The organism is Pseudomonas acericola (SeqCode), assembly GCF_053456465.1.
This window is the reverse complement of the sequence record NZ_JBRFJB010000001.1, coordinates 814,878-837,932: the sequence shown is the minus strand read 5'-3', so window position 1 is coordinate 837,932 and position 23,055 is coordinate 814,878. Positions and strand designations below refer to the sequence as shown.

The 23,055-nt window shown below is 61.6% G+C and carries 21 protein-coding genes; 11 read left to right on the top strand and 10 right to left on the bottom strand.

Features of this window, described 5'->3' with window-relative positions:
* Positions 1–208: 208 nt before the first annotated feature.
* From ACU688_RS03815 to aroC, 3 genes are read right to left on the bottom strand one after another with little or no spacing between them, the layout of a single operon-like run.
* Positions 209–736 carry an acireductone dioxygenase gene (locus tag ACU688_RS03815; protein ID WP_448183693.1) on the bottom strand — a complete coding sequence of 176 codons (528 nt, stop codon included), beginning with the start codon at positions 734–736 and terminating at the stop codon, positions 209–211.
* Positions 733–1,890: an MFS transporter gene (locus ACU688_RS03810; RefSeq protein WP_448183692.1), complete on the bottom strand. Its 1,158-nt coding sequence runs from the start codon at positions 1,888–1,890 to the stop codon at positions 733–735. Before ACU688_RS03810 ends, ACU688_RS03815 begins: the two co-directional genes overlap by 4 nt.
* A 52-nt stretch (positions 1,891–1,942) precedes the next feature.
* Entirely contained in the window at positions 1,943–3,034 is a 1,092-nt protein-coding gene (gene aroC / locus ACU688_RS03805) for a chorismate synthase (RefSeq protein ID WP_448183691.1), read from the bottom strand.
* 142 nt (positions 3,035–3,176) lie between these two features.
* On the opposite strand from aroC, the gene ACU688_RS03800 reads away from it, so the two are divergent.
* Both ACU688_RS03800 and ACU688_RS03795 read left to right on the top strand, forming a co-directional pair.
* On the top strand, positions 3,177–4,139 hold the full coding sequence (locus tag ACU688_RS03800) for an alpha/beta hydrolase (RefSeq protein ID WP_448183690.1): 963 nt from the start codon (positions 3,177–3,179) through the stop codon (positions 4,137–4,139).
* Between the two features lie 98 nt (positions 4,140–4,237).
* Positions 4,238–5,044 (top strand): hypothetical protein, encoded by an 807-nt coding sequence (locus tag ACU688_RS03795; RefSeq protein WP_448183689.1) that lies wholly within the window; start codon positions 4,238–4,240, stop codon positions 5,042–5,044.
* 133 nt (positions 5,045–5,177) lie between these two features.
* Here ACU688_RS03795 and prmB read toward each other — a convergent pair whose 3' ends face one another.
* Positions 5,178–6,086: a 50S ribosomal protein L3 N(5)-glutamine methyltransferase gene (gene prmB / locus ACU688_RS03790; protein ID WP_448183688.1), complete on the bottom strand. Its 909-nt coding sequence runs from the start codon at positions 6,084–6,086 to the stop codon at positions 5,178–5,180.
* Positions 6,087–6,323: 237 nt separating this feature from the next.
* Between prmB and ACU688_RS03785 the strand changes: the two genes are divergently transcribed.
* The 5 genes from ACU688_RS03785 to ACU688_RS03765 all read left to right on the top strand — a co-directional run bounded on the left by ACU688_RS03785 (position 6,324) and on the right by ACU688_RS03765 (position 9,100).
* Positions 6,324–6,914 (top strand): cysteine hydrolase family protein, encoded by a 591-nt coding sequence (locus ACU688_RS03785; protein ID WP_026136688.1) that lies wholly within the window; start codon positions 6,324–6,326, stop codon positions 6,912–6,914.
* Between the two features lie 136 nt (positions 6,915–7,050).
* Positions 7,051–7,371 (top strand): hypothetical protein, encoded by a 321-nt coding sequence (locus tag ACU688_RS03780; RefSeq protein WP_448183687.1) that lies wholly within the window; start codon positions 7,051–7,053, stop codon positions 7,369–7,371.
* Positions 7,372–7,446: 75 nt separating this feature from the next.
* Positions 7,447–8,004, top strand: coding sequence for a Smr/MutS family protein (locus ACU688_RS03775; protein WP_032888029.1), 558 nt, complete (start codon positions 7,447–7,449; stop codon positions 8,002–8,004).
* Positions 8,005–8,082: 78 nt separating this feature from the next.
* Positions 8,083–8,628, top strand: a complete 546-nt coding sequence (gene folE / locus ACU688_RS03770) for a GTP cyclohydrolase I FolE (RefSeq protein WP_003442011.1) — start codon at positions 8,083–8,085, stop codon at positions 8,626–8,628.
* Between the two features lie 100 nt (positions 8,629–8,728).
* Complete coding sequence (locus tag ACU688_RS03765; protein WP_448183686.1) at positions 8,729–9,100, top strand: glutathione S-transferase N-terminal domain-containing protein; 372 nt, start codon at positions 8,729–8,731, stop codon at positions 9,098–9,100.
* Positions 9,101–9,159: 59 nt separating this feature from the next.
* Here ACU688_RS03765 and ACU688_RS03760 read toward each other — a convergent pair whose 3' ends face one another.
* Genes ACU688_RS03760 through ACU688_RS03750 form a run of 3 tightly spaced genes read right to left on the bottom strand, consistent with a single transcriptional unit; the run spans position 9,160 to position 12,081 of the window.
* Positions 9,160–9,468, bottom strand: a complete 309-nt coding sequence (locus ACU688_RS03760) for an AtuA-related protein (protein ID WP_448183685.1) — start codon at positions 9,466–9,468, stop codon at positions 9,160–9,162.
* Complete coding sequence (locus ACU688_RS03755; RefSeq protein WP_448183684.1) at positions 9,465–10,787, bottom strand: acyclic terpene utilization AtuA family protein; 1,323 nt, start codon at positions 10,785–10,787, stop codon at positions 9,465–9,467. Before ACU688_RS03755 ends, ACU688_RS03760 begins: the two co-directional genes overlap by 4 nt.
* Position 10,788: 1 nt before the next feature.
* Positions 10,789–12,081, bottom strand: a complete 1,293-nt coding sequence (locus ACU688_RS03750) for a CitMHS family transporter (protein WP_017735887.1) — start codon at positions 12,079–12,081, stop codon at positions 10,789–10,791.
* Positions 12,082–12,206: 125 nt separating this feature from the next.
* On the opposite strand from ACU688_RS03750, the gene ACU688_RS03745 reads away from it, so the two are divergent.
* On the top strand, positions 12,207–13,103 hold the full coding sequence (locus tag ACU688_RS03745; RefSeq protein WP_448183683.1) for a LysR family transcriptional regulator: 897 nt from the start codon (positions 12,207–12,209) through the stop codon (positions 13,101–13,103).
* Between the two features lie 106 nt (positions 13,104–13,209).
* Here ACU688_RS03745 and ACU688_RS03740 read toward each other — a convergent pair whose 3' ends face one another.
* Together ACU688_RS03740 and ACU688_RS03735 are read right to left on the bottom strand one after the other, a co-directional pair.
* Entirely contained in the window at positions 13,210–13,812 is a 603-nt protein-coding gene (locus ACU688_RS03740) for a glutathione S-transferase family protein (protein WP_448183682.1), read from the bottom strand.
* A gap of 10 nt (positions 13,813–13,822) precedes the next feature.
* Positions 13,823–14,989 (bottom strand): aminotransferase-like domain-containing protein, encoded by a 1,167-nt coding sequence (locus tag ACU688_RS03735; RefSeq protein ID WP_448183681.1) that lies wholly within the window; start codon positions 14,987–14,989, stop codon positions 13,823–13,825.
* A gap of 81 nt (positions 14,990–15,070) precedes the next feature.
* Between ACU688_RS03735 and ACU688_RS03730 the strand changes: the two genes are divergently transcribed.
* The 3 genes from ACU688_RS03730 to ACU688_RS03720 all read left to right on the top strand — a co-directional run bounded on the left by ACU688_RS03730 (position 15,071) and on the right by ACU688_RS03720 (position 17,758).
* A complete protein-coding gene (locus ACU688_RS03730; protein ID WP_124529498.1) occupies positions 15,071–15,505 on the top strand; it encodes a MarR family winged helix-turn-helix transcriptional regulator in 435 nt (144 codons plus the stop codon).
* 187 nt (positions 15,506–15,692) lie between these two features.
* Positions 15,693–17,039, top strand: a complete 1,347-nt coding sequence (locus tag ACU688_RS03725; protein WP_448183680.1) for an NCS2 family permease — start codon at positions 15,693–15,695, stop codon at positions 17,037–17,039.
* An 80-nt stretch (positions 17,040–17,119) separates the two neighbouring features.
* Positions 17,120–17,758, top strand: a complete 639-nt coding sequence (locus tag ACU688_RS03720) for a LysE family translocator (RefSeq protein ID WP_448183679.1) — start codon at positions 17,120–17,122, stop codon at positions 17,756–17,758.
* Here ACU688_RS03720 and ACU688_RS03715 read toward each other — a convergent pair.
* Positions 17,742–22,922 (bottom strand): dermonecrotic toxin domain-containing protein, encoded by a 5,181-nt coding sequence (locus ACU688_RS03715; RefSeq protein ID WP_448183678.1) that lies wholly within the window; start codon positions 22,920–22,922, stop codon positions 17,742–17,744. The genes ACU688_RS03720 and ACU688_RS03715 overlap by 17 nt on opposite strands.
* Between the last annotated feature and the right edge of the window lie 133 nt (positions 22,923–23,055).

The window sequence follows — 23,055 nt, the reverse complement described above, 5'->3', positions numbered from 1 at the left end:
TACATCTCTCCTTCTATCGGCGGATGCCCAACCACCCTTCGGATTTCTCCGATTGACAGGCGGTATAAACATTGGTGCCGGAAAGAGTTGCATAACGAATGGTATTAAGGAGTAAGGCCCGCAATAAACAGCTGAGACCTACAATCAAATAAGTTTCTTCCCACAACAAGTTCCAACTCGCCAGGGTTGAACATTCAGGAACTTGTGCTTAGTCATCCAAGCCTGGAAAACGACGGGCCATCTCGTCGCCTGTGAGAGTCGCCTCCCCATCAGCCGTATTAAACAGATGCAGCGTAACGAAGTGCGGGTTCTCACCGATATCGATCCAGTGCGGCAAGCCCGCTGGGATCAGCAACACATCGTTTTTTTCACAGCGTACGGCGTACACATAGTCCCCCACGTGCAACGCAACCAGCCCCTGCCCGGCGATGAAGAATCGCGCATGGTCCTCGCTGGAGCGGCGCTCGTTGAGAAACTGCGCACGCACGTGGTCTTTTTGCGGATAAGCACCCGTGACGCTGAACACAGCCACCTTGTCGTAACCCAGGGTATCGATCTGCGCCTGGTACGCGGCGATCATCTCAGCATCGCTGGCGCCTTTCTCGATCGGGCTCGGCTGCCAGCGCTCGAAGCGCACGCCATGCTCAGCCAGGGTTGCGGCGATGTCGTCGAGATGAGTCAGGACCTTGTTTGGGGTGTCCGGTGTGGCGACGTGGTAGACAGCGACATAACTCATTGCACGGTTCCTTTGTTGGGCTCTTGCAATCGAAGGCCAATGATAATGGCGGCGGCCAATGCCGCGATGCTGGCGATACTGAAGGTCAGGGTCGGCCCCAACAGGTTCCAACTGTAGCCGGCATACAGCGCGCCCAACGCGCCACCGGTGCCGGCCAGCGCGGCATACAAGGCCTGGCCCTGGCCCTGTTGTTTATCGCCGAAACTGCGTTGCACAAAGGCAATTGCCGCCGCATGGAAACTGCCAAAGGTGGCGGCGTGCATCACCTGCGCCAACAGCAGCACCCAGAAAAATTCGGCAAACGACCCCAGCAACAACCAACGCACGGCTGCCAGCAGGAAGCTGGTCAGCAGCACCCGGCGTATCGAAAAGCGCGTGAGGATGCGGCTCATGCCCAGGAACATCAGCACTTCCGCAACCACCCCCAGCGCCCACAACAGGCCGATCAGGCCACGACTGTAGCCCAGGTGTTCAAGGTGCAGGGTCAGGAAGGTGTAATACGGGCCATGGCTCATTTGCATCAGCGCCACGCAGGCATAAAACGCCAGCACGCCGGGGCTGCGCAGTTGCTTGAGAAAGCCGTCACCCGCCAGGCGGTTGCCGTGGGTGGCGGGTTGTGCATTCGGCACCCAGAGGCTGGCACCGATGATGCCGGCCATGATCACCACGACCACCACCGGGTAAATATCCAGGCTCAGCCAGTCGAACAGTCGCCCCATGATCACCACGGTGAGGATAAAACCGATGGAGCCCCACAGGCGGATCTGGCTGTAGCGCGAGGTCTGCTTTTGCAGATGCGCCAGGGTGATCACCTCAAATTGCGGCAGCACCGCGTGCCAGAAGAACGCGTGCAGCGCCATCACCAGGGCCAGCCAGGCGTAGGTCTGGCTGACGAAGATCAGCGAGAAACTCGCAAGGGTACACACCGCGCCAAAGCGCACGATGGCCAGGCGCCGCCCGGTGTAGTCGCCGAGCCAGCCCCACAGGTTGGGCGCCACGCAGCGCATCAGCATGGGGATGGCCACCAGTTCGCCAATGCGCGCACTGGAGAACCCCAGGTGGTCGAAGTACAGCGCCAGGAACGGCGCGGTGGCGCCGAGCAGGGCGAAGTAGAAGAGGTAGAAGCTGGAGAGGCGCCAGTAGGGGAGCGTCATGTGGGTTGGGGCTGCTGCGCAGCCCAGCGGGAGAAAGCTCCCTCGCCACAGGTCACAGCTGGCCCAGCACCGGGGTGGTGACGCGAACGTCGGCGTTTTGGCCGCGGTTACGCAGCAGGTGGTCCATCAGCACGATGGCCATCATCGCCTCGGCAATCGGCGTGGCACGGATGCCCACGCACGGGTCATGGCGGCCTTTGGTGATCACGTCCACCGGGTTGCCGTGCACATCGATCGAGCGGCCCGGCGTGGTGATGCTCGACGTGGCCTTGAGCGCCAGGTGCGCCACAATCGGCTGGCCGGAGGAAATGCCGCCAAGGATGCCGCCCGCGTTGTTGCTGAGGAAACCTTCTGGCGTGAGTTCATCGCGATGCTCGGTGCCGCGCTGGGCGACACAGGCGAAACCGGCGCCGATTTCCACGCCTTTCACCGCGTTGATGCTCATCAGCGCATGGGCCAGGTCGGCGTCCAGGCGGTCGAAGATCGGCTCGCCCAGGCCCGGTTTCACGCCCTCGGCCACCACGGTGATCTTGGCGCCGACGGAATCCTGGTCGCGACGCAACTGGTCCATATAGGCTTCCAGTTCCGGCACCTTGTCCGGGTCGGGGCTGAAGAAAGCGTTGTCTTCCACGCTGTCCCAGGTCTTGAACGGGATCTCGATCGGCCCCAACTGGCTCATGTAGCCACGGATCACGATGCCCTGGGTAGCCAGGTATTTCTTCGCGATGGCACCGGCAGCCACGCGCATCGCGGTTTCGCGGGCCGAGCTGCGGCCACCGCCACGGTAGTCGCGCTCGCCGTATTTGTGGTGGTAGGTGTAGTCGGCGTGGGCCGGGCGGAACAGGTCCTTGATCGCCGAGTAGTCCTTGGACTTCTGGTCGGTATTACGGATCAACAGGCCAATGGCGCAACCCGTGGTGCGGCCTTCGAACACGCCGGAAAGGATCTCGACTTCGTCGGGCTCCTGGCGCTGGGTGGTGTGGCGGCTGGTGCCGGGCTTGCGGCGGTCGAGGTCACGCTGCAGGTCTTCCAGGGACAGCTCAAGGCCGGGCGGGCAGCCGTCGACAATGGCGACCAACGCCGGGCCATGGCTTTCGCCTGCGGTGGTGACAGTGAACAGCTTGCCGAAGGTATTGCCGGACATGCAGGGCGCTCCGTGAAATCAGTTGTAATCACTCAGGGGTGATAACCAAGCGCGCCAGTATACGCGGGCCAACCGACTAGTTCATCCTCGAAACCTTCCGGGTAGACATTGGTCGAACCGGCACCTCCCTGATGATGGCGCGATGATGTTTCGAGTTTTACTGCTGGCCCTCACCCTGTTTACCGCCGTGGCCCATGCCGCCTCCCCCGTGGTGCTGCAACGGCCCATCAGCCTGGATACCGGCAGCGGCGAGCTGTTTGGCTCACTGCTGCTGCCCCAATCCGACAAACCGGTGCCGGTGGTGCTGATCATCGCCGGCTCCGGGCCCACCGACCGTAACGGCAATAGCGCCGACGGCGCCCGCAACGACAGCCTCAAGCGCCTGGCCTGGGTGCTGGCCCGGCACAACATCGCCAGCGTGCGCTACGACAAGCGTGGCGTGGCCGCCAGCCTTGCGGCCACCCCGGACGAGCGCAACCTGACACTCGACGCCTACGTTTCCGACGCCGTGGCCTGGGGCAAACTGCTCAAGGCCGACAAGCGCCTGGGCCCGCTGGTGGTGCTCGGCCACAGCGAAGGCGCACTGGTGGCGGCCCTCGCCGCGCCACAACTGGAACCGGCGGGTGTGATTTCCCTGTCCGGCAGTGCACGACCGGTGGATCAAGTGATCCGCCAGCAACTGGCGGATCACCTGCCCCCTGCCCTGTTGCTGCGCAGCAATCAGATCCTTGATCACCTCAAGGCCGGCCAGGTGGACGCGGATGTACCTGGCCCGCTGCTGGGTATTTTCCGACCGAGCGTGCAGCCGTATCTGATCAGCCTGTTCCGTGCCGATCCCTCGGCGGCCTTTGCCAAACTGGAGATGCCGGCGCTGATTATCCAAGGCACTAACGATATCCAAGTGGGCGTAGGCGATGCGCAGCGACTGAAGCAGGCCAAGCCCGATGCACAATTGGCGCTGATCGAAGGCATGAACCACGTGATGCGCATCGTGCCCAAGGATGTGCAGCAGCAATTGGCGTCCTACAACGACCCGCAATTGCCCCTCGCTGCCGAGTTGGGCAGCCGCGTGGTGCGCTTTATCGACGGACTTCAGCCCCGTTAAGCGACAATTTGTCTCTAGTCCTACGCAAAGCGGCCGATAAGCCCAGTGTCGCAGCAAAAAAGCTGTCGGCTTGCTGGGCTTGGACAGGATCGCGCCGCATGACAACCACAGAAGCAACACCGGAACCCACCGCCGACACCTCGGCTGAAAAAACCGAGGCCGCCGACGCGGCGCCCCTGCCGTGGGCGGATGTCCAGCCGGAGCATTTCAAGATGCTGCGCCTGGCGCCCCTGGCCACCGACCGCGCCACCGGTGTGCGACCGCTGCGGTTCGTGCAATTCGGCTATGCCGAGCGCAATGACAGCCACCACAGCCTGCTGCGCATGGTCATCCAATTGCCAGGGCAACGGGTGCGGCGCGAGCAGAACCACCTGGACGTGTGGGTCGATCACGATAAACACCGTGTGCATTTCGGTCCGGGCAGCAGCCTGGAAATCGAACCGGCCAACCGCGGTATCGGGCGTTTCCTCGTGGCCCAAGGGGCGGCGTGGGCGAAGAAAAAGTGGGCCAGCTACCGCATCGACGGCGTGGACCTGTCCAACAAAGACGCACTGAACGAAGCCACGCGCCTGCGCCGCGATCACTTCTTGCGTGTCCACGGCTTTGATGTGGCCTACGCCGATGTGCAGCACCTCAAGGGTAACGTGCAGCCGGGCAAGGTCGGGGATGTGCTGGAAAGCTGGAACACCGAGAAGGTGCAGTTTGTCGAGATCCTGGAAGCCGCGCAGATGCTGCAACAGGCCGAGCAGAACCTGGCGGAACAGGAAGTGAAGCTGCGCAAGGAAGAGGAAAAGGTCACCAAGTTCAAGCGTGAGGACAGCGGGCTGCGATTTACCATTACTTGCTTGGTAGCGTTTACGGTGTTTCAGGCGGGGTTGTTGATCTGGATTGCCACACACCGCTGAATAGGTTGAAACTCAATCAAATGTGGGAGCTGGCTTGTGTGGGAGCTGGCTTGCCTGCGATGCAGCCGCCTCGGTCCGTCAGTCAAACCGCGGTGATGCCATCGCAGGCAAGCCAGCTCCCACACTGACCGTGTTAGACCCGGGCGGCGAAAACGGCTTGATGCTGGCGACACTGCTCCGCCGTCAACATGAACACCCCGTGCCCACCGCGCTGGAAGTCCAGCCAGGCAAAGTCCACCTCCGGGTACAACGCCTCGACATGCACCTGGCTGTTGCCCACTTCCACAATCAGCAAGCCCTTCTCGGTCAGATGGTCCGCCGCCTCGGCCAGCATGCGCCGTACCAGGTTCAAGCCATCATCGCCGCAGGCCAGGCCCAGCTCGGGTTCGTGCTGGTACTCGTCCGGCATGTCGGCAAAATCTTCGGCATCCACATACGGCGGGTTGGACACGATCAAGTCGAAGCGCTGCCCCGGCAGGCCGTCGAAGCCATCGCCCTGCACGGTGTAGACACGCTCATCGACACCATGGCGTTCGATGTTCTGGTTGGCCACTTCCAACGCTTCAAAGGACAAGTCCCCCAGCACCACTTCGGCGTCCGGGAACTCGTAGGCGCAGGCAATGCCGATGCAACCGGAGCCGGTGCACAGGTCGAGAATGCGCGCCGGCGGCTGAGCCAACCAAGGCTCGAAGCGGTTTTCGATCAGTTCGCCAATCGGTGACCGCGGGATCAGCACGCGCTCATCAACGATAAACGACATGCCGCAGAACCACGCTTCATTCAACAAGTAGGCAGTAGGTACGCGCTCGTGGATGCGCCGGTGCAATAAACGCTGCACGTGGGAGATTTCCTCTTCTTCCAGGTTGCAGTCCAGGTAGCTATCAGCGATTTCCCACGGCAGGTGCAAGGCACCGAGCACCAATTGGCGGGCTTCATCCCAGGCATTGTCGGTGCCATGGCCAAAAAACAGGTCTTCCCCATGGAAACGGCTGACAGCCCAACGGATGTGGTCGCGCAAGGTGCGCAGGCGGGAAGTGATCACGGGGCAGACTCCTGAAAAAACGACCGGCGATTCTAACAGCCTTAGCCTGTACCGACGATGTACGAAACAACGCAGCCATCCGTCGGATTTCATCCAAATTGCCAGCATTCGGTTAAACGCGCGCCCCACTTGACAAGGCTGCACGCCAACAACGGCGTACCTTACGATAGTAGCGATTCACAGAACCGCTCAGCCAGTGGACAATGTCGCAAAAGCCCCCCTCACAGGAGCCCCAGAATGTCCGTTCCAAAGACGATGTTTCAACTCAGCGGTCGCGGTTACGCAGCAGCCAACCTCAGCCATGCGACCCTCGTGATCATCGACGCCCAGAAGGAATACCTCAGCGGTCCACTCGCCCTCTCGGGTATGGACGCGGCGGTAGACAACATCAAGCAGTTGGTTGCAGCGGCCCGCAACGCTGGGCGCCCGATTGTCCACGTGCGCCACCTGGGCACCGTCGGTGGCCTGTTCGATCCGCAAGGCGAGCGCGGTGAGTTCATTTCCGGCCTTGAGCCAAGCGGTGACGAAACCATCATCGGCAAGCTGTTGCCCAGTGCCTTCCACGGCACCGGCCTGGAAAAACACCTGCAAGACCTTGGCTCCCTGGACCTGATCGTGGCCGGCTTCATGAGCCACTCCAGCGTCAGCACCACCGTGCGTGCGGCCAAGAACCTGGGCTTTCGCTGCACCTTGGTAGAAGACGCCTGCGCCACGCGCGACCTGCCTTACAAAGGCGGCATCCTCAGCGCCGAGCACGTGCAACAGACCGAAATGGCCATCATGGCCGACAACTTCGCCACCCTCGCCTTGACCAAAGATCTGATCTGATCGTACCGAGGATGAGCGGCGTGTTTACGGCCCCGCTCATCCGCATTGCCTTCTCATTTGGCGCATTTACCCCTCCCCCCGGAACAACCCGTGTATCTTCCGGTCGAAGGGCCGATACCCTGGAGGAAAGGTCGGGATGAAGATATCCGATGGTTTTGATGCTCGTCGCTTGCGCCCCAAGGGCCCGAGCAATTGGCGTCTGCGCCTGGTAGCCGGCTTTGCCGCGTTGCTGGCGCTAGTAGGTCTGCTGCTGGCGGGTGCTGGTGGCGCTGGTTTGTCGGGTCATTCACCGGCCCTTGGCGAGCTGAATGCCAGCCCTGGCGGTTCGGCAATCCTGCTGGTGAGCGGGTTACTGGTGCTGTGGCTGGGCGTGTGGTTATGGCGTCGAAGCCGTAGGAAGATGCGCCAGCCGTTGTCACTCAATATCGCTTCCCACCTGATGAAAAAGCACGACTGATGGCGCATGAATAGCGTTTCCTGCGCCCCGGCCGCCGCGATTTAGGTAAACTGCCCGCCCTTCGCGGAGGCTGATATGCAAGACGACGATTTTTCCCTGTTCAAAAACGAGCTGCGCGGCGTCAAGCCGATCAAGCACGACCGCGCCGACACCGGCAAACCCAAGGCCGACCGCGCGCAGATCGCCAAGCTGCGCCAAGCCGCAACCGTGCGCACCGATGCCACTACCGTGGATGGCCTGTCGGACCAGTTCGTCATCGACGTCGGCCCCGAAGACGAGCTGATGTGGGCCCGCGACGGCGTGCAGGAAAGCCAGATGCGCAAGCTCAAGGTCGGCCAGATCCCCTTCGAAGGTAGCCTCGACCTGCACGGCATGACCGTGGAAAAAGCCCGCGAAACCCTGTGGGCCTTCCTTGCCGAAGCAACCAAATTCGAAATCCGCTGCGTGCGCGTCACCCACGGCAAGGCCGTGCGGCTGGACGGCAAGCGCCCGATGATCAAAAGCCACGTCAACACCTGGCTGCGCCAGCATGCACAAGTGCTCGGCTTTACCTCATGCCAGGCCCGACACGGCGGCGCGGGAGCGGTGTATGTGATGCTCAAGCGCACCATGATGGAAGGGCGTGACGAGTAACAAGTCGCCTCTTCAGGCTTGCAGCGATGTGTCCGCCACCGTAACCTTGCGCTTTGCGAAAATCCCACAGGTAGTTTCATGTCCCTGGAACAGAATTACACCGCGATCCTCGGCCAACTCGGCGAGGACGTTTCCCGCGAGGGTCTGCTGGACACGCCAAAGCGTGCCGCCAAGGCGATGCAGTACCTCTGCCGCGGTTATGAGCAGACCCTGGAAGAAGTCACCAACGGTGCCTTGTTCAGCTCTGACAACAGCGAAATGGTGCTGGTCAAGGACATCGAGTTGTACTCGTTGTGCGAACACCACCTGCTGCCGTTTATCGGCAAGGCCCATGTCGCGTATATCCCAAGCGGCAAAGTGCTGGGCCTGTCGAAGGTCGCGCGGATTGTCGATATGTACGCGCGCCGCCTGCAGATCCAGGAAAACCTCAGCCGCCAGATCGCCGATGCCGTGATGCAGGTGACCGGCGCCCTGGGCGTGGCCGTGGTGATCGAGGCCAAGCACATGTGCATGATGATGCGCGGTGTGGAGAAACAGAATTCGTCGATGATCACTTCGGTGATGCTGGGTGAGTTCCGCGAAAACGCGGCAACCCGCAGCGAATTCCTCAGCCTGATCAAGTAACAGGCTGCGTAAGAAAAACCGGCGTTCATCGCCGGTTTTTTTTCGCCTGCAGAAATCAGGTAAGCTGCGGCCCCTTCTTCATGGGCAAGAGGTTTCAGCCATGTTTGTCAAAGCACTTCGAGTGGGCCTCGGCCACGTCATCATCGCGGGCGACTTCCTGACGCGCCCACGCAAAAAGCAGCGTTCCGCCGAGCAGCAGGCTCAGGTCAACGCAGCGGCCAAGGAGCTGACGCTGTATCAGTTCCACGCTTGCCCGTTCTGCGTGAAGACACGTCGCACCCTGCACCGCCTGAATGTGCCGGTGGCGTTGAAGGATGCGAAGAACAACGAGCAGGACCGCCAGACCCTGCTGGAGCAAGGCGGCAAGATCAAGGTGCCGTGCCTGCGGATTGAAGAGAATGGGCAGACCACGTGGATGTATGACTCCAAGGTGATCATTGATTACCTGGACAAGCGGTTTGCCGCGATCTGACAGGCGCGGATAACCCCCTGTGGGAGCTGGCTTGCCCGCTCCCACAGTTAGTTTTGTATTCACACATCGAGATCGAGTAGTGCCGACCCCAGGCATTTTCCGTGGGCATCCAGCGCCAGCGAACGCGTAACGCCGCCGCGCAAGATCCCCGGCAACACAAAGTTCAGCGCCTGCACATTGGGCAATTCGTAGCGCCGCACCGGCGCCGCACCTGGCTCCAGCAACCCAACAAAGAATTCGGCCACGCGCTCGGCCGTCAGTTGCTCACACAGCAACGGGTAATCTTCCGCGCGATAGGCAATGATCGAAATGTTCGACGTATCGCCCTTGTCCCCAGTGCGGGAATGGGCCAGCGTGTGCAACTTCATGCTTGAATCCTCGGGTTGACCGCATCACGCGGCAGCAGCAACGACGCCACCGCCACCACCTGCCGCACACTTTTGCTGGCCCCGCCGCCGCCGGACGGGCCGTTGGTGTAGAGGGTTTCCACTTCATTGCCGACCCGCACCGCCTCAAGGCGATCCGCACAGCGGGCCGCCACGCGCAAGCGCACTTCCCAGGGCTCGACGCTGCTGCGCGGGCCGTGGAGCGCGTCCATGCCGATCAGTTCGGCGCGCACGTCCTGCATCTTCACACCCATCAATTCCAGGCGCTTGAGGACGACAGCCCGCGCCAACTCTGCACGTGCGACAGCCCCCGGCCCGCCGTAGGACATTTGCCCTTCGCCAATCCAACCGTCCAGATAACCGACGCTGACTTTTAACTGCTCGGGCCGCGCGCGGCCGCCAGCCCCTTGGGCGCGCACGCGATCAACGGCCTCCTCGACAAACCCCACCTGGGAAAAGTCCGCCGTCACGTCCGGCGTGAGGTATGCCGCCGGATCATGCACCTCGTAGATCAATTGCTCAGTGCAGGTGGCGCGGCTGACCCGCCCGCCCGAGCCCGCGACTTTGGTGATCAAGGCTTCACCGTCGGCATCGATTTCGGCCAAGGGGAAGCCAAGGCGCGCGAGGTCATCCACGTCCTTGAAGCCTGGATCGGCGAAATAGCCGCCGCTGACTTGCCCGGCGCATTCGAGCAAATGCCCGACCAACGTACCGCGCCCGAGGCGCTGCCAATCGTCCGCCGCCCAGCCGAATTCAAACATCTGCGGCGCGAGGAACAACGAAGGGTCGGCCACCCGCCCGGTGATGACCACATCGGCGTCGGCGTGCAGCGCCTCCAGGATGCCCTCGACACCCAGGTAGGCATTCGCCGAGATCAGGCGTTCGCCCAGGGACCCGACGGTCTGACCGTTATCCAGCAGAAAATCCCCTTGCAACACGTCCAGCACATCGTCGCCAACCACGGCGACCACCTTGAGCTCCAGGCCCAGTTCGCTGGCAATCCGCCGCACTTCAACCGCCGCCGACACGGGGTTGGCCGCGCCCATATTGGTGATCACCCGCAGGCGACGCCCAGTCTCTGCGCCCACAAACGGCAGCACACGGCGCATGCGCTCACTCAACAGCGGGTCGTAACCGCCCGCGGGATCAGTGATCCGCGCCTGTTGCGCGAGGGCGATGGTGCGTTCAGCCAGGCATTCGAACACCAGGTAATCCAGCTCGCCACGCTCGGCCAATTCGACGGCAGGTTCGATACGGTCGCCGGAATAGCCGGCGCCAGAACCGATGCGCAAGGTTTTCATCTCAAATCACTCCCAGGAGCAACGCGGTCAGGGTCATCAACACCGACGCGGCAAACAGAAAAGGGATGGTGAAGCGCTGGTGATCGGCCAATTCGATCTTGCACAGGCCCACCAACAGGAAGGTCGCGGGGGTCAGCGGGCTGACCGGGAAGCCGGTGGTATGCACGCCCAGCAGGGAGGCCTGGGCCACTTGCAGCGGGTCCACGCCCAGGGCCTTGCCGACTTCGGCGATCACCGGCATCACGCCGAAATAGTAGGAATCGGGATCAAACAGCATGCTCAGCGGCATGGAAATAAAGCCCACCACCGCCGGGATCAACTTGCCGTGGCCGGCCGGGATCTGCGCCACCGCCACTTCGGCAATCGCCTTGAGCATGCCGGTGCCTTGCATGATGCCAGTGAACACCCCGGCGGCGAGCAGGATGCTGGCCATGGTCAAGGCAGTCTTGGCATGCGCATCGATACGCGCGCGCTGGGCGTCGACGTTGGGGTAGTTGATGCACAGCGCCACCACGGTACCGAGCATGAACATCACCACCGGGTCGACCCAGCCGGCAATCATCACCACCATCACCAGCACGGTCAGCACCAGGTTGACCCAGAACAGGCGTGGGCGACGCAGCTTGATGTCGTCGTCACTGAGCACCCGTTGCGGCATGGCATCCACCGTGGAACCGGCGCCCAGGCCCAGGCGTTTTTCTTCGCGGCGGCCGAGCCACCAGGCACAGGCGAACACAAAGATCAGGCCGACGATCTGCACCGGGATCAGCGGCTGGAACAGGTCAGCCACCGGCACATGCAGGGCAGCGGACGAGCGCAGCACGGGGCCGGTCCACGGCAGGAAGTTGACCCCGGCCGCCATCGCACATACGCAGGCGAGGATGCGTTTATCAATGCCCAGCCGCGTATACAGCGGCAGCATCGCCGGCACCGTCACCAGGAAGGTCACGGCACCGGAGCCGTCCAGATGCACCAGCAACGCCAGGGTCGCGGTCCCCACGACGATCCGTGTAGGACGCGTGCCGACGGTGCGCAGGATGCGGTCGATGATCGGGTCGAGCATGCCGGCATCGGTCATGATCCCGAAAAACAGGATCGCGAACACAAACATGCCCACCACGGGGGCGACGTTCTTGATACCGGTAATGATGAAGGCACTGGTTTGCAGGCCAAAACCGCCGAGCAGCGCGGCGATGATCGGCAAGGCGATCAGGGCCACCAGTGGCGACAGGCGTTTGCTCATGACGGCAGCGAGCAGGCACAGGATGGTGATGACACCCAGGGTAGCGAGCATGGGTTACTCCAGAGCGGCCTTGTTGGCCGGTTATTGTTTTCCCTGGAGTATTGGAAGCGGGTTAGTCTTTGTAAATTGGAATATTCAGCCGCTAGTGTTCGGAAAAACAAAATGAAGCTGCTCTTATGAAAAATAGCATCCAGCACATCCAAGCCTTTCTTGCCGTCGCCCGCACCGGCAGTTTCACCAAAGCCGCCAACGAGTTGCATCTGTCGCCCTCGGCGCTGACTGTGCAGGTGCAACAGCTGGAAGACTGGCTCGGCGTCGCCCTGCTCGACCGCAGCCCGCGTCACGTCAGCATCACCGCTGCCGGCCAGGACGCACGCGGGCCGATGGAAAAACTGCTGCTGGACCTGGACAACATCGTCACCGGCTCCCGCGACCTCGCCGCCCTGCGCCGTGGCGTGGTGACCATCGCCGCCCTGCCCTCGGTCTGCGCCGGCGCCCTGCCCCCAGCCTTGCGCCTGTTTCGCGAACGTTTTGCCGGGATCGAAGTGCGCCTGCATGACCTCGTGGCACACCGCATTCACGCCCAGGTGCGTTCCGGCGAAGTGGATTTCGGCATTGGCGTGCGCGCGCGGCTCAGCCATGGCCTGGCGTTTGTCCCGGTGCTCAATGACCGGCTGTGTGCGTTTGTGCCGCTGGATCATCCCCTCACCCGTCATCGACAGTTGACCCTGGAACAGTTGGCGGATCAGCCGATCATCCTCACCGGGCGTGACAGCAGCGTGCGTGAGCAGGTGGATGCGTTGTTCGATGAAACACGGTTGACGCTGAACGCCGGGATGGAGGCCAATTACATGTCGACGGTACTGGCGCTGGTGCGCCAGGGGTTGGGGATCAGTGTGTTGCCGGAGTCGGCGGCGGACAGCTTGGAGGGGTTGCAGAGGATCACTATCGATCACCCCGGCGTAAACCGGGAGATCGGCTTGATCAGTCGCAGCGGGATGGGGCTGAGCCCGGCAGCGCAGCGTTGTTTCGATCTGCTCACGGAAGAGTTATCTGGCACAACACCGAGCTAAAATGTGAGAGCGGGCTTGCCCGCGATAGCAGTGTGTCAGGCTATGCATCTGGCACAGACAGACCGCTATCGCAGGCAAGCCAGCTCCCACATTTTGAACCGAGTTATCAGTCCAGCATCGCTACATGCTTGGGATGGCTGGCCACTCGCTGGAGCCACGCCTGCACGGCCGGATACGGCGCCAGATCAAACCCACCTTCATGCGCCACATGCGTGTAGGCATACAACGCAATATCCGCAATCGAATACTGCTCACCCACCAGGTACGGCGTGGCCTGCAACTGGCGCTCCATGACTTTCAGCGCCTTGTGGCCGCGCTTGTGGCAGGTCTTGTATTCCTCCAGGCGATCCTCCGGCATGTTCAGGTAGAACTGGATAAACCGCGCCACCGCGATGTACGGCTCATGGCTGTATTGCTCGAAGAACTGCCATTGCAGCACCTGGGTGCGCAAACGCGGTTCAGCGGGCAAAAACTCGCTGCCATCGGCGAGGAAGTTGAGGATCGCGTTGGATTCCCACAGGCAAGTGCCGTCTTCCAGTTCCAGTACCGGGATCTTGCCGTTGGGGTTCTTGGCCAGGAACTCGGCGGTCTGGGTGTCACCGTTAAGGATGTCCACATCGATCCACTGGTATGGGATGCCCAGCAGATTGAGCATCAATTTGACCTTGTAGCAGTTGCCCGACTTGTAATCGCCATAAACCTTGTACATGGGGCTCCCCTTATGCCGCTTGCGCGTGCTGTGCTTGACGGACCACCGCGGCCAGGCGCTTGAGACCTTCGTCCAGGCGGGCCGGGTCGATATGACTGAAATTGAGGCGCAACGAGCCCAAGTGTTGGTCCGGCTCGGCAAAGAACGGTTCACCGGGCATGAACGCGACATCCTGATCCAGCGCTTGCGCCAATAAAGTGCGGGTGTCGAGCGGCTGTTTCAAGGTCAGCCAGAAGAATAATCCGCCTTGGGGCACTTGCCAGTCGGCCAGGTCGGCGAAGTGACGCTCCAGTGCCGCCTGGAACGCGTCGCGGCGTTCGCGGTAGAAGCTGCGCAATTGCACCAGGTGGTGCTGGTATTTTTCCGTGCCGATCCACTGCATCGCCTGCCATTGGCCGACGCGGTTGGTGTGCAGATCCGCCGACTGCTTGAGCTTGAGCAGATGCGGAAACAGGTCCGGGCTGGCGATCAGGTAACCGACGCGCAGGCCCGGCAACAGGGTTTTGGACACGGTGCCGGTGTAGATCCAGCTGGCTTTCTTCAGGCGCCCGACAATGGGTTTGGCGCTGCCGCCGTCGAAGGTCAGCTCGCGGTAGGGTTCGTCTTCGATCAGGGTCACGCCGAACTCGTCGAGCAACGCGGCGACGGCTTCGCGCTTGGCCTCGCTGTAGCGCACGGCCGAGGGGTTCTGGAAGGTCGGGATCAGGTAGATGAACGCCGGGCGATGGCGTTGCAGGTTGGCACGCAGTGCGGCCAGGTCGGGGCCATCGGCTTCCAGCGGCACGGTCAGGCAGTCGGCGCCGAACAGCTGGAAGATCTGCAACGCGGCCAGGTAGGTCGGGCCTTCCAGCAGGATCTGCGTGCCTTTGTCGATGTACAGCTTGGCCGCCAGGTCCAGGGTTTGCTGCGAGCCGCTGACCACCAGCACCTGGCTGGCCTGGCACGGGATGCCCAGCGCGCGGGCCTCGGCGGCGAGCAATTCGCGCAACTGCGGTTCGCCTTCGCTCATGCCGTACTGGCCGATGTTGAGAGGCATATCGTCCCAGTTCAACGCCGGCAGCATGGCTTCGGCCGGCAGGCCACCGGCGAACGACATCACTTCCGGGCGCTGGGCCGCCGCGAGGATTTCACGGATCAGGGAGCTTTTGAGGCGCGTAACACGTTCAGAGAAGGCCATGGGTTCACCGCTAGCGAAGACTGTGGGAAATACGTCAAACTGGTTGACCGAAATTACGACGACTCTGGTGGATACGTCAATATGCTTGACCTTAAAAACCCAACCGCCCAGCAAGAAGCCATGGAAGCGTTCTTCTTCGGCTACCAGGCCTTTACCGCCAAAGCCGACGAAATGCTCGAACGCCGTGGCTTAAGCCGGGTGCACCAGCGCATCGTGTTTTTTATCGCGCGTTATCCGGCGTTGAGCGTTAAGGAGTTGCTGGAGCTGCTTGGCGTGAGCAAGCAGGCACTGAATATGCCGCTGCGCCAATTGCAGGAAATGCACCTGGTCAACAGCGTCGCGTCCGAGACCGACAAGCGTAAACGCCTGCTGGAACTGAGCGAGGAAGGCCAGCGTTTCGAACAATCGCTGCGACGTGAGCAGGTCAAACTGTTGCAGCGCGCATTCAGTGATGCCGGCGAACAAGCCGTCGCCGGATGGCTGGCGGTGAATCAGGCACTGAGTGCGGTGAATTAGCCTTCTATCACCTTTCGCCAGACCATTCGAAAACATTATTTGCTTTCTTTGTATACAAAAGCATAATTCGCCTCGTGCGAGTTCCTGACCCATTGGTCAACAAAACCCGCCAGTACCTCAAAGCGCTGTTGCCCACATTTGTGACCGGCGCTGGAAATAACAATAAAACTCTTGAGGAGTACTTGCTGTGGATAGCCGCAAATCTGAAGCCCCGACGCTGGACCTCTCCCCGCCCAGCAACAGCTGGCTGGAACGCCTGTTCAAACTGCGCTTGCATGGCACCACAGTGAGGACCGAATTGATCGCCGGCCTCACCACCTTTATCACCATGGCGTACATTATCTTCGTCAACCCCAACATCATGGCCGACGCCGGCATTGACCACGGCGCGGCGTTCGTCGCCACCTGCATCGCCGCCGCCCTGGGCTGCCTGTTGATGGGCCTGTACGCCAACTGGCCGGTGGGCCTGGCGCCGGGCATGGGCCTCAATGCTTTTTTCACCTACACCGTGGTCGGCACCATGGGCTACACCTGGGAAACCGCGCTGGGTGCGGTGTTTATCTCGGGCGTACTGTTCATGGGCCTGACGCTGTCGCGGGTGCGTGAGTGGTTGCTCAACAGCATCCCCGTGAGTCTGCGCCACGCCATGGGCGCGGGTGTCGGTTTGTTCCTCGGGGTGATCGGCTTGAAAACCGCCGGGATCATCGTTGATAGCCCGGCCACGCTGATCAAGCTCGGTTCCCTGCATGAGCCGGCGCCGCTGCTGGCCGCGGTGTGCTTTTTGCTGATCGCCATCCTCAGCTACCACCGCGTCTTCGGCGCAATCCTCATCAGCATTATCGCCGTGACCCTCGCCGGTTGGAGCCTGGACTTGGTGCATTACAACGGGATTATGTCGACCCCGCCCAGCCTGGCGCCGACCTGGATGGCGATGGACATTAAAGGTGTATTCAATGTCAGCATGATTAGCGTTGTTTTCGCGTTTCTTTTTGTACACATGTTTGACACCGCAGGTACACTGATGGGCGTCGCGCAACGGGCCGGGCTGGTGAATGCCGATGGCAAGATCGATAACCTGTCCCGCGCGTTGAAAGCTGACAGCGCTTCGAGCGTGTTTGGCGCCATGGTCGGTGTACCGCCGGTGACCAGCTACGTGGAAAGCGCCGCCGGTGTGGCTGCTGGCGGGCGCACCGGGCTGACGGCGGTGACCGTGGGCGTGCTGTTTGTGGCGGCGATGTTTTTTGCACCGCTGGCCGGCATGATCCCCGCGTACGCCACCGCCGGTGCGTTGATCTACGTCGCGATGCTGATGATGGCAAGCATGGCCCATATCAATTGGGACGAAGCCACCGACAGCATTCCGGCCATCGTGACCGCAATCATGATGCCACTGACGTTTTCGGTCGCCGACGGTATCGCGCTGGGCTTTATCACGTACGTGGCGCTCAAGGCGGGTACCGGCAAGTACCGCGAGATTTCCGTGAGCCTGTGGGTGCTGTGCGCGATCTTTATCGCCAAATTTGTATTTCTATGAAATAGCGGCAAGTTTTCAGCGGCAAGCGACAAGCTTGAACTTGCCGCTTGAAGCTTGCCGCTGACAACTGGAGGAATGAAATGACGATTGAAACCTGGCTACTGTTCAGCGGCGCAGCATTGGTAGTGATCCTGATCCCGGGGCCGCTGTCATTGCTGATGATCAGCAACAGCCTCAACTACGGCCTGCGCCGCTCGTATCCAGCGTTTCTCGGCGGGGTGTTTGCCTCGATCTGCCTGTTGAGCGCCTCGGCCCTGGGCCTGGGCGCCCTGCTGTTGGCGTCTGAGCAACTGTTCAGCGCCTTGAAGATCGTCGGCGCGGCGTACCTGTTCTACCTCGCCTGGCAGAGCTGGCAACAATCGCGGCAACCGGCCAAGGCCGCAGAGGTGCCGTACAGCGCCCCCGTGCCGCGCTTTCGTGCGCTGTTTGGCCGGGCGTTTGTCCTGGGCGCCAGCAACCCCAAGGACATCCTGTTCTTTGCCGCCTTCCTGCCACAATTCCTGAACAGCCAGCAGGCGTTCTTGCCGCAATTGCTGATCATGATTGCGACGTGGACGGTACTCGACCTGCTGTGCAAGTTGTTCTATGGCCTCAGTGCCCACGGCGCGGCGCGTTACCTGCGCAGCGGCAAGGGCCAAAGTTGGTTTAATCGCGTCAGTGCAGCCTTGTTCAGCGGTGCGGGCATCCTCTCGCTGATCAACCTCAAGGCGTCATTTTGAGGAAATAAACACTGGGGGAAACATCCCCCGCGCCAGGCCACTGGATGCCCGCCAGGATCCGGACCAAGCGTTGCTCCTGAAACGCACTATTGATCTCGGCCGAAAATGCCAGCGGCATGTTGCGCACTTTGGCCGTGGCTAACCAGTTATCCGTCAGCCGTCGGCCTAAATGCAAATGCCCCATTTCAAACCACACGTATGAAAGGTAGTACAGCTGGCCAGGAGAACCGGGATGCGTCGCGACCCCCTCTTGAGAGGGCACTGTACGGCGTATGACCTTGAACTCCCGTACGGTGAACCCTTGGTCCTCCAGCACTTTTTTAACAGCTGCACGCTGGGCAATATCTCTCTGGACCGCCATAGCCTTGCCACCTCGATGAAGCTCTCGGTCCAGCGCAAAAGGTGGAATGAAGTCAACCCGATACATGCCCGGCGATGCGCCCTGGTAACTGATAAATGTGGTGTATTCCCCCCGCACTGTGGGCCGCAACAGTTTCAGCAAGTCATCCGTCTGCCCAGGCCTCGCGGGGAACGGGGGTAACCAATCGTCCAGCGTCGCACGGATATTGAGCAAATGCGTCGCCGTAGCAGGGCGTTGCGGGCCTGCCAACTCAACAATCCTTGCTACAACGAACTCTCGGGTTTTGTGTGTCATGGTTGGAAAGGCCTGACCCACGTACCGCGTCAGCGGTCGGTCAAACAGAGGCGCATGCAACTGCCATTCGCCCGCTGCCGTACGTGATGCAGGGAGCGGCTGATCCGCCAGCGCTGAGCGAGTCCAACGCTCTATGTCCATAGAGGCCAAAGAAACCAGCGGCTCATTCTTCGTGATAAACACGATGCGGTTCAAAGGTGCTTGAGGCCCTTGGGGTACCAGCCTGTAATAAGAACTCATCGGCCCGCTCAAGCTGGTGTTCGGCGGCGCGATGCGCAGGACATGGAAGTCAAACCCGTGGCCATTGAGCGGAACACGAAATACACCAGGCGCCGGGGAGCTCAATTGAGGCGTAATCTGAATTTGCATACGCCAATCCGGCCATTGGGAAGCCACCACGCCTGACTGGAGGATCTTGTTTTCCGTCGCTGTGCGCACGATAGGTGGCCACCAGTCAGGCGGATGTGCCACCAGCTCACGCCAAGGGTTGAGCGCACCCGAACTCGGCCCGGCCACCGGCGCAGGCGCGTCGGCGCCCAACGACCACTCACGGTCCTCCCGGATGTGGAGCACCAGCTCACCCTCGGCCTCTCCGCCGGGGCTTTTGATCCGTAGCGCGGGCTCATCACCACGTCGATACACCGGGTAGCGATGGTCACCATCGACCAAAAACTGTTCACCGTTTTTCACGTAGACCCCCTTTTCTCCGGGGCCTTGCAGGGGGATCGCGTCGTCAGTGGCAAACGGTTTCCTGAAGCGCTCCAATAACGTGGCAGGGCGAGGTGCCGACGGCAACCGTGACAACCTTGCGCCCCGGCGGTGCAATTGATTCAAGCCTCTGCCCACGGCACCGACTCTGACACTCCTGCCAGCGGGTATAAGCGACGTCAACACATCGACAAACGCCATCAGCGTCAAAAACGCTACATCCACGGCATCTTCAGGCCTGCCGCCAAGGTGGTAACGCCTGGCGGCCAGCAGCATTTCATACAGGCTGATGCCCACGCCAATCACCGGCACAAAGGATAAAAGGCCGCGCACCGTGGCATCCCATTGCTCGCCCAGGCGCTGTTCGCGGTACTGCACCAGCGCCGTGCCGGAGGTGGCTCGGGCGTGCGCACGTTGTTGCACTTCCAGCATGCGCCCATGGGCCAGCAAGGCCTGCGCATCGCTGTGGGCGGTGGGCACAATATCCAGCCAGGCGTTGGGTTCAGCGTCGATTTGCTCTTTGATCTGCTCCTCAATGGTCGGCAACTCAGCGGCGGGCAGCGTGTGCTTGATCTTGAAACCCCGCACAAACCGGCTGATGGCTTCGTACACCTTGAACACGGCATAACCAACGACTTGCTCGGGCACGATGCGGGACAATCGCACTGCGGTTCTCTTGGCCTGCCCCCCTGGCCCCGGGTAACTGGCCAGTGCATCCTCCTCCCAACCCGGCGCTACCCGTTGCGCCAACGCCTTGATGCAGTCGGCCGAAACGCTGGCACGATTCAGCGCTGCCTTGGCCAATGCAAGGCTGGCGTATTCGGCCAGAACAGGGTGGCCCATGGCGGAGGGCCAGTACACCAGGCAGCGCCGAGAGGTTCGATCAATGATCGCCAACATGCCGGCCAGGTGCCGATCGTGCGCCATCGTGTGCCCGCGCAGGCGTACAAAACCCAGGCCGAGCTGATGGCCGTTGATGCTCATCTCGGCCTGGGAACGGGCGGCCATGGCCGTATTGAACAGGCTTTGGCCGTGGCTGGAGAGCCCTTGCCGGGCAGCCGAATACGCCTGTACCTGCGCCAGTTGCTGCGTGGCCCGGTCGATCAGCGGCCGTGGCAACTCACGGGAAGCCGGCTGAAACACCCGCACGATCAACGCGTTGTACTGGCCACCGATGTCCAGCGCAGACAACGTCTTGATCAGATAACGCGGACTCAAACGTTCCTTCCAGGCCGCAGCCAAGTAATGCGCCCGGTTAAACCGCCACTCAGTCCAAGGGGCCATGGGGTCAAGATTATGCAGAGCCAACTCCAGCAGGCTAAACGTCGTGCGTTCAGGGCTGGCGTGCATTTTGACGTGGCGATCACCCGGCGGGCACTGGCTCGACCACCCACAAAACTGCGAACCCACATCATCGGGCATGTGCAGCAGCGGCATGTCGATATCCAACTCAGGGTAGAAACCATCCCGAGTGAGTTGGGCAATCAGCAGCCTGCGTGCAAAGGCATACAGCGGCGGCAGGACATGCCACAAGCGGTTCTCCAAAGCCATTGCGCTGGACAGGTAGCGACGTTGCAGGCGTTTATGGCGTTGACGTTGGCCCTGCGTGGCCGTCGCTAGCCACGTCGGCTGGGTGTTTGCCTGCCCGGCGGCGAAGCGCAAAAAGTCCAGGTTGGCCAGCGCCGCCGTACGAACCTCATTGACCGGTACTTGCAGGTGCTCACGCAACTCTTCAGCCAGCAGCAAACGGCCCACGGTGGGGTCACTCACTTCGCTGAATAGGCGCACGGGGGCGTCCAGAAGCGTACTCAGCCGAGCGTGATGTTCGATCAGCGCCTTAAGGTCTTCGTACACGACATCGTGCCCCACAACGCGGTAGTCCACCTGCACCGACTGGGCCATTTCAGCGCGAGCAACGGCGCGCACATCTCGGCCAATGCAACGCCAAAATAGGCACTCATCTCGGCCGCCGAGGCTGGCCCCCAGCCCTTGGGACAAATTATCTAGATGCTCGAACACCGCCAATCCGCCAAAACTGCCGCCCACCACCAGGACGACGGGCTGCGGCTGGCTCGGCTCAAGCAATGCACGCGCGGTGGTAACCACAAACACCCCCATCAGGCGGTAACGGGCTTGCGAGTCACCGCCCACGGCTACCTGCAACACACGGGTGTCGCTGCTCACACGCTGCGCTGCCAAAGGCGTGTTGAGCACCTCCAGCAGCCGGTCCAGGTGTGTCTGCTTGATCAATTTGAGCTGGTACTCAAGCTGCGCTTCTTGACGCAAAGCTCGGCGCAGAGCGTTCAGCACCAGCATTGCGCGCTTGCGGGTGCCGTCGGGGCGCTCCTGCCAGAACGCGGTCTGCAATAGTCGCACCGTGTCATCCTGAGTCCACCGACTGACGATTTTCCCCTGCGCCTGGCGCTCGCCTTCAAGTGCCGAAAAAACCCGGTAATCTTCGCTTTCCCTGGCCGGCTCGTGGGCATTCAACAGCGCTTGCAGGGCGCTTTCATAACGGCGCACTTGCCGTGTGCAGTGGTTACGCGGCAGCTCGGAGGACAGGCTGGCCAGTAGAATCTGCGGCTGACGACGCTGCTGGTCCCAGGCCAGCAATGCATCCAGGCTGGACGCGAGTGGCAGGCCATTGCTCAAGCGTTTACGGCCCTTCTCGATAAACCGTAACAATTGTGCAACACGCCGACTGGGTAATGGCACAGGCGAAACGAGCGGGGCGGCGTAGTTGAGCGACAGCACACTCCCCCACTCATTACTCCACTGGCCGTCCAGCAAGGCGTGCGCGCTCTGGGCCAGGGCGTCTTGCGAGAGCACTGCGCCGGGGGTCAATGGGGGGATCACCCCATGCTTAAACGGCAGGTATTGCCATAACCCGCTCAACAACGAGGTCTGCACCAACGCGGGCAAATCCGTCTGCACCTGGTGCCAAGAACAGAACTCATGAAACGCGCATTGCAACCCCGGCAAATAAATGACCTGGGGCCCATCCACCGCACCCGCTCGGTAAAGGTGCAGCGCCCCCGGAATCGCCAGCACCCCGACGCCCACATGGGGCCAAGCCACAGCGCCCACCTGCAGCGTGGCCCACGCCCCACCGGCACGCTGGCGTGCCTCGGCGCTGGGCGCATCCATCAGTTGCCTGGCCATCGCGTAACCCGCATTCGACAGCTGGAACAGTTGGTGCGCCAGGTACGCCTGGTCGGCAAACATGGCTTTGCGCAGTTGCACCCAACGCTCCCGGCGCGACAGCCAGGAGCCACGGGCCAGTTGCTGCCAATAGCCGGTCATGGCCTGGTTGATCCGCACCGCCAAACCTAACTGGCTGACACGGGCCAGGGCCTGTGTGGCATTGAACGCCAGCGCACGGCCCGGCTCATCGCGCAGGCTCAAGGCGGTAAAATGATGGAGGTTGACGGGCACGCCCGGGTCGCTGAACAACGCCAGGGTTCGGTCGGTCAGGCTGTTGACGTGATGGGCCGGCTGGGGCGGTGGCGGCTCGCTGAACAGCAGGGTATCCGGGTCTAGGGCAAACGCCTCGCGCAGGGCGTGACGGATCACCGCCAGGATGCGAGGCGCCCGGCTGGCCAGGTCCGCCAGCTCTTTGGAGGCCTGGTGGCAACGCACGTGAGCGGCATGGAGCTGATTGATGGCGCGGCTGGGATGACGCGCGCGCTCAACGCGCCGCGTCAGCAATGCGCGAATCGCCGCCAAGCGTTCATCCTGGGTGACGCCGGGGTCGTCGAAATCAAAGACAGACAGAATGGGGGCGGACGTATCTGGACTCATGGCGGCGTCTTCAAGACTGAAAAAGCCGAGCCTAGGCACTCACCTCTTAATCAGTGCGCTACATAGTTGGCAGGCGAAAAAAAGCCCGCAGTGTGGGCGGGCAAAAAACCAACGAAGAGCTTTGGGGGTGTGA